Genomic DNA, 6325 nt, shown 5'->3' on the forward strand with positions numbered 1-6325 from the left:
CGTGACGATGCCGTTGTATGCCTCTCCCGAGCAGCTGATGCGGGAGCGTTCCGAGCTGGCGCGCAAGGGCATCGCGCGCGGCCGGAGCGTGGTGGTGCTGAAGTACGCGGGTGGCGTGCTGTTCGTGGCGGAGAACCCGTCGGCCACCCTGCACAAGGTCTCCGAGATCTACGACCGGATCGGGTTCGCCGCGGTCGGCCGCTACAGCGAGTTCGAAAACCTGCGCGTGGCGGGCATCCGGCACGCGGACCTGAAGGGCTACCAGTACGACCGGCGTGACGTGAGCGCCCGGGCACTGGCGAACGCGTACGCGGCGACGCTGGGCAGCATCTTCACGGAGCAGCTGAAGCCGTTCGAGGTGGAGATCTGCGTAGCGGAGGTGGCAGCAACCGCGGCGGAGGACCAGCTGTACCGCTTGACGTACGACGGCTCGATCTTCGACGAGCCCCAGTACGTGGTGATGGGCGGCCAGAACGAGAAGATCGCGGCCAAGCTGAAGGAGACGTTCGAGGACGGCCTGGACCTGCAGGCGGCCTTGGGCGTGGCGGTGGCGGCCCTGCGAACGCCGACCCAGCCGGCCCCGGCAACATCATCGGGCTCAACGGCATCGACAAACGCGGCGGCGAACGGCAACGGCGACGCGGACCCGATCAAGCTGGAGGTGGCGGTCCTGGACCGCGACCGCCCACGCAGGTCATTCCGCAGGCTGACGGGCACGGCCCTGGACACCCTGCTGCCAGTCCCGGACCCCCAGGGCGAGGAGCCGGAGGGCAAGCCGGAAGGCGAATGAGGCCCTGACGAGACGGGGGCGCGGCCGACAGGCAGCGCCCCCGTCTTCGTCATCACCCCGGCAGACCCACAACGGCAAGCCACAGGTCAAGCCCCCCAACCCACCGCCCGCCGGCAGGGCACGGTCCGCAAGGCAGGCCTCGAAGAGACGGCCGAACCACCAAGCCGAAACCCTCCGGCCACACCCCCCCTGCCGACCCGATACGCAGCCGCATCAGCGGCCGACAGGCCGTGTCAAGGCACGCTTTCCCGCCTTGACACGGCCTGTCGGCCGTTGAACAATCCGGCGTTCGGGCCGGCGGGGAAACCCCGCCAGAGCCGCTCCAGCCAAGGTCAGTCAGCCCGCCGCGCAACAGCAAGCAGATGAGCACTGACATCAACAAGCCCCGGGTCCCGTTCAGCAATCTCGGCAGCCCGAAGAGCGCCTTCGACCAAACCGTCGAACCGCTCAAGCCCAGCGACATCAAGCGCAGGCCAGCCAGGCCCTTCAACACCGTAAACATCAACATCGGCAAACCCGGCAGAAGCAACCTCGCCCCGAAGCTCGGCAGCGGTATGCCAGTGCGTAGGCACAAACCCGACATGCCCGTCGTAAGCACCGGTCTCAATGACCGTGCGGACCGACGCGACCCGTCCGGCGGTAAGGGTCCCAGCCGCGGCAGTCTCCAGCAGCGAGAGATACCGGCTGATGCCAGCGGCCGCCAGGAGCCCGCCGGGACGCAGAACCCGCCGAGCTTCCGCCAAGGCACAGGCCCGATCAGCAACCTCAACAAGGTGATAGAGCGGCCCAAGAAGCAGAACGACATCGAACGCCGAGTCCGGCGCGCTGAGATGACGGGCGTCCCCCACCTCAGCAGTCACTCCAGGCCGTGCCCCGGCCTGCACGACGTGATCCGCAACCAAGTCGACCAGGTGGACGGAGTGCCCCTCCGCCGCAAGCCAGGCAGCGTGCACACCGGTACCCCCACCAACGTCGAGCACGCGGCCACAAGCAGGCAGAAAGCGCCGAAGCAGCGCCCGGGTCCGGAGGTACTCGAGCCGCCCGTGCGGAGTACGAGCCAGCCGGTCGTTCTCGTCCGGCCCGGTCCCGTAGTGCATCGCGAGGTCCATGCCCCAGGGTCCCGGACGCGGCAACCGGATTTCAGGACGCCGCCGGAGACTCCCGGAACGTCTGGTCGGCGAAGGCCAGCAGGTACGGCAGCGTCGCCCGAGCCGTGTGCCAGGTGTGGTTGAACCCGCGTTCGGCGTGGACCACCGCGTTCTGCCCGCGAGCGTGCAGCGCCCCCGCGATCCGGCGGGCCGTGGTGACGTCCGTGGGAGCGCCGGTGCCGACGGCGAGCATCACCGAGATCGGGGCGCTGAACTTCATCGTCGGCAGGTAGCGGCGGGGCGTGTTGGCGGCGATGGCGGCCTGGTTGCCGCCGAGGATGCCGACCGAGTCGTTGAGGTCGTCGTAGGGCAGGGCGATCACCAGGGTGGCGAACTCGTCGACGTGGTGCAGGCCGATGTTCAGGGCGCCGAAGCCGCCGCCGGACATGCCGCCGAGGGCGCGGTGGGTGCGGTCGGCGAAGGTGCGGTAGCGGTGGTCGACGGCCGGGACGACCGTCTTCGCGAGGTAGGTCTCCAGCTGGGGGCCGCCGGGGACGTCGAGGCACTCCCAGTCGGTGCTGGGGTTGCCCGCGGTCAGGTCGACGCTGACCACGATCATCGGCGCGATGACGTTGGACTGCTGCAGCGCCAGCAGCGTGCCGGGGGCGTCGCCGGAGGTCAGCCAGTCGCGGGGGCCGCCGAAGGGGTAGCCGTGGATGAGGTAGACGACCGGGTAGCGGCGGGCGGGGTCGGCGTCGTAGCCCGGCGGCAGGATCACGTAGTTGCTGCCCGAAGGCACGCCGTGGGCGGGGTCGGGCAGGTCGACGACGTCGATGCGCTGCCCGGCGGCGGCGGTGCCTGCGCCCTTGCCGGCCCGCGGCGCGGAGGCGGAGTCCGACGACGGTTCGGGGGCTTCCTTGCCGTCGTCGAGCAGGTGACCGGCGACGTTGACGACGCCGGGGCCGCGCTGGAGGAGCCGGGCGAGGTCGTCGGGGGTGCGGACGTACCCGACGTAGCTGTTGACCGCGGTGACGGCGGCCAGCAGCAGCAGGACGCCGAAGGTGGCGAACCCCCAGCGCCGGACCCGGCGGCGGTACCACAGCGCGACCACGAGGGCGAGGACGGCGACGGCGGCCGAGGCGAGCCCGAGCCAGATGAGCGGCGACTCGAGCGGGCCGAGGTCGCGGGCGCGCGCGGTGATGTTCCCCGGCAGCACCGGGTCGGTCGCGGCCCGGTGGATGACGCTCGCCAGGCCGTACCCGTCCATGCAACCCCGCTCGTCCCGGCCGCGGGCAGGATCGCCCGCAACTCGGTCGCGAAGGTAGCCGGAACTGCCTGTGTGTTCGTTGAGAGAAGGTAAAGCAACCTCAGCGGCGGTAAAGCGTCAGGGCGCTGGGGCGGGACCGGAACCGGAACCGGTTGCCGAGCGGGCCGACCTCGCCGTCGGTGGCGACGCGGCGGTTGCCGTCGAGCAGCTCGACGTCCAGCTCCGGCAGGTCGAGCTCCTGGTAGACGTGGCTGGCGGCGAGGCTGCGGGTGATCATCGCGAGCAGGAACCGGGCGCGGGAGTAGGGCAGGTCGGCGCGCAGGTAGCGGATGTCGAGCAGGCCGGTGTCGAGCGCCGGGCGCCGGCTGGGTGCGAAGCCCTTGGGCGCGTACGTCCCGTTGCCCACGAACAGCAGCCAGACCTGCGTCCGCTTGCCGTTGAGCCGGACGGTCAGCGGTTTGGCGTGCCGCAGCGTCCTGGCCAGCGCGATTGCGGCCGAGGGCCACTTCGGGTGCTTTTCCTGCAGCTTCTCCCGCAGCCGGACCATCTCCGGGTAGCCGCCGAGGCTGGCGGTGTTGACGAACCAGCGGTGGTCCGCGTCGCCGGCGCCGTCGATCTCGACTTCGCCCAGGTCGACGCGGACGGCGTTGCCGACCTCGGTCGCCGCGTCGGCGTCGGGCATGGAGCTGACGCCGACGTCACGGGCGAAGTGGTTGAGCGTCCCGGCCGGGACCAGGGCCAGCGGCAGGCCGCGTTCGGCGGCGACGGAGGCCACCGCCGCGATGGTGCCGTCGCCGCCTGCGACGGCCAGCGCGCGGATCGTGCCGCGGGCGTCGATCTCGGCTTCGAGCTGGGCGCGCAGGCCCCGGTCGGGGTCCGGGTAGAGGACCGTGGCCTTCGGCCAGGCGAACTTGACGTCCTCGGTGGGGTCCTCGCCCGCCACCCCGGAGTTCGGGTTGACGACGGCGAGCATGTCGTCGCCGTCGACCATTTCGGGCGCGTCCGCGTCGAGGGCGGCGCGGCCCGGGACGTCGTCGTGCAGCGGCCACCAGTGCCGGGTGGCCAGGCCCACGCCGACGCCGATGCCCAGGCCGACACCGACGTCGGAGGGCCAGTGCACTCCCGTGTGGACCCGGGAGTAGGCGACGGCCAGCGCCAGCGGCGCCACCGCGAGCCCGGCCCGCGGCGACTCCATCGCCACCGCCGTGGCGAAGGCCGCCGCGGACGCGGAGTGCCCGGACGGGAACGACGAGGATGTGGGCCGTTTCCGCAGGCGGCGGCGCATCGGCGTCTCCTCCTCGGCCGGGCGCCGGCGCGGGAACAGCGGCTTGCCGACCAGGTTGGCGACGGCGCTGGCGCCGGCGATCGCGACGACCCCGCGCAACGCGGCCCGGCGCGTCTCGCCCGGGCGCGCGGCCAGCAGCGCGGCGACGCCCCACCACAGGCGCGACTTGTTCGCCGATCTGGACAGGGTCATCAGCGCGTCGTCGGCTTTGGTGGCCGGGAGCGAGGCGCTGCGCCGCATCAGCGCGCGATCGGTCCGGCCGACCCGCCGGAAGGCCCGGATGAGCTGATGTGACAAGGAGTCCGCCTTCCACGTGCCGTCAAGAGCTGTGCTCCAATCGTGCCTGATTCGGGGAGATTTCACCGTCTGTGGCGTACTGGGGGCGTGTCGACGCCCGAACGGCGCACCGTCGGAGGGGGTCCAGCGCCTACTCTGGTGGAATGCAGCGGCGGATCTTTGGCATCGAGACCGAGTTCGGGGTCACGTGCACCTTCCACGGTCAGCGCAGGCTCTCGCCCGACGAGGTGGCGCGATACCTGTTCAGGCGGGTCGTGTCGTGGGGACGCTCCTCCAACGTGTTCCTGTCGAACGGCTCGCGGCTCTACCTCGACGTCGGCTCGCACCCCGAGTACGCGACGGCCGAGTGCGACGACCTGGTCCAGCTCGTCACGCACGACAAGGCCGGCGAGCGGATCCTCGAGGACCTGCTGGTCGACGCCGAACGGCGGCTCGCCGACGAGGGCATCGGCGGCGACATCTTCCTGTTCAAGAACAACACCGACTCGGCGGGCAACTCGTACGGCTGTCACGAGAACTACCTGGTGACCCGCGCGGGTGAGTTCTCCCGGATCGCGGACGTGCTGCTCCCGTTCCTGGTGACCCGCCAGCTCATCTGCGGCGCCGGCAAGGTGCTGCAGACGCCGCGGGGCGCGGTCTACTGCCTGTCCCAGCGCGCGGAGCACATCTGGGAGGGCGTCTCGAGCGCCACCACGCGCTCGCGGCCGATCATCAACACCCGCGACGAGCCGCACGCCGACGCCGAGCGCTACCGGCGGCTGCACGTCATCGTGGGCGACTCGAACATGGCCGAGCCGACGACCATGCTCAAGGTCGGCTCGGCGAACCTCGTGCTCGAGATGATCGAGGCCGGCGTCCAGTTCCGCGACTTCACCCTGGACAACCCGATCCGCGCGATCCGCGAGATCAGCCACGACCTCACCGGCCGCCGCCAGGTGCGGCTGGCGGGCGGGCGCGAGGCGTCGGCGCTGGACATCCAGCGCGAGTACCACGCCCGCGCCGTCCAGCACATCAAGGACAACGGCTCGACGGCGGCGAACGAGCGCGTCGTGGAGCTGTGGGGCCGGGCCCTGGACGCGGTCGAGCAGCAGGACTTCGGCAAGATCGACACCGAGATCGACTGGGCGATCAAGCACCGGCTGGTCGAGCGCTACCGGCACAAGCACGACCTGGACCTGTCCAGCCCGCGGATCGCCCAGCTCGACCTGGCCTACCACGACATCCGCCGGGGCCGGGGCATCTTCGACCTGCTGCAGCGCAAGGGCCTGGTCCGCCGGGTCACCGACGACGGCGAGATCGAAGCGGCCAAGGACACCCCGCCCCAGACGACCCGCGCGAAGCTGCGCGGCGACTTCATCGCCGCGGCGCAGGCCGCGGGCCGCGACTTCACGGTCGACTGGGTGCACCTGAAGCTGAACGATCAGGCCCAGCGCACGGTCCTGTGCAAGGACCCGTTCCGCTCGGTCGACGAGCGGGTGGAACGCCTGATCAGCTCGCTCTAGCCCGCCGGCACCGCGGTCGTGGGGGGTTGTGAGGAGGGGTAAAAAGCGAAAAAAAAACACAACCAGGGACAGTGAAAAAAGAAGAACGGTGTGGGG

Annotated in this window: 5 protein-coding genes; 2 read left to right on the forward strand and 3 right to left on the reverse strand. The window is 71.0% G+C overall.

Annotation, left to right across the window (positions count from 1 at the left end; translation table 11 throughout):
* Position 1: 1 nt before the first annotated feature.
* Positions 2–790 carry a proteasome subunit alpha gene (gene prcA / locus AB0M93_RS05455; RefSeq protein ID WP_364268653.1) on the forward strand — a complete coding sequence of 263 codons (789 nt, stop codon included), beginning with the start codon at positions 2–4 and terminating at the stop codon, positions 788–790.
* Positions 791–1122: 332 nt separating this feature from the next.
* On the opposite strand, the gene AB0M93_RS05460 is transcribed toward prcA, so the two are convergent.
* From AB0M93_RS05460 to AB0M93_RS05470, 3 genes are all read right to left on the reverse strand, one after another.
* Positions 1123–1899, reverse strand: coding sequence for a class I SAM-dependent methyltransferase (locus AB0M93_RS05460; protein ID WP_364268654.1), 777 nt, complete (start codon positions 1897–1899; stop codon positions 1123–1125).
* 31 nt (positions 1900–1930) lie between these two features.
* Positions 1931–3145: an alpha/beta hydrolase-fold protein gene (locus tag AB0M93_RS05465; RefSeq protein WP_364268656.1), complete on the reverse strand. Its 1215-nt coding sequence runs from the start codon at positions 3143–3145 to the stop codon at positions 1931–1933.
* Positions 3146–3245: 100 nt separating this feature from the next.
* A complete protein-coding gene (locus tag AB0M93_RS05470) occupies positions 3246–4727 on the reverse strand; it encodes a phosphatase PAP2 family protein (RefSeq protein WP_364268658.1) in 1482 nt (493 codons plus the stop codon).
* Positions 4728–4870: 143 nt separating this feature from the next.
* Between AB0M93_RS05470 and pafA the strand changes: the two genes are divergently transcribed.
* A complete protein-coding gene (gene pafA, locus AB0M93_RS05475) occupies positions 4871–6229 on the forward strand; it encodes a Pup--protein ligase (protein WP_086681172.1) in 1359 nt (452 codons plus the stop codon).
* Positions 6230–6325: the final 96 nt, after the last annotated feature.

The sequence above is a fragment of the Amycolatopsis sp. NPDC051102 genome (assembly GCF_040682815.1).
In the GTDB taxonomy this organism is placed as follows: domain Bacteria; phylum Actinomycetota; class Actinomycetes; order Mycobacteriales; family Pseudonocardiaceae; genus Amycolatopsis.

Coding starts and splice junctions, on each gene's coding strand:
- pafA (WP_086681172.1), top strand. CDS start 4,871: ATGCAGCGGCGGATCTTTGGCATCGAGACCGAGTTCGGGGTCACGTGC.
- AB0M93_RS05465 (WP_364268656.1), bottom strand. CDS start 3,145: ATGGACGGGTACGGCCTGGCGAGCGTCATCCACCGGGCCGCGACCGAC.
- AB0M93_RS05460 (WP_364268654.1), bottom strand. CDS start 1,899: ATGGACCTCGCGATGCACTACGGGACCGGGCCGGACGAGAACGACCGG.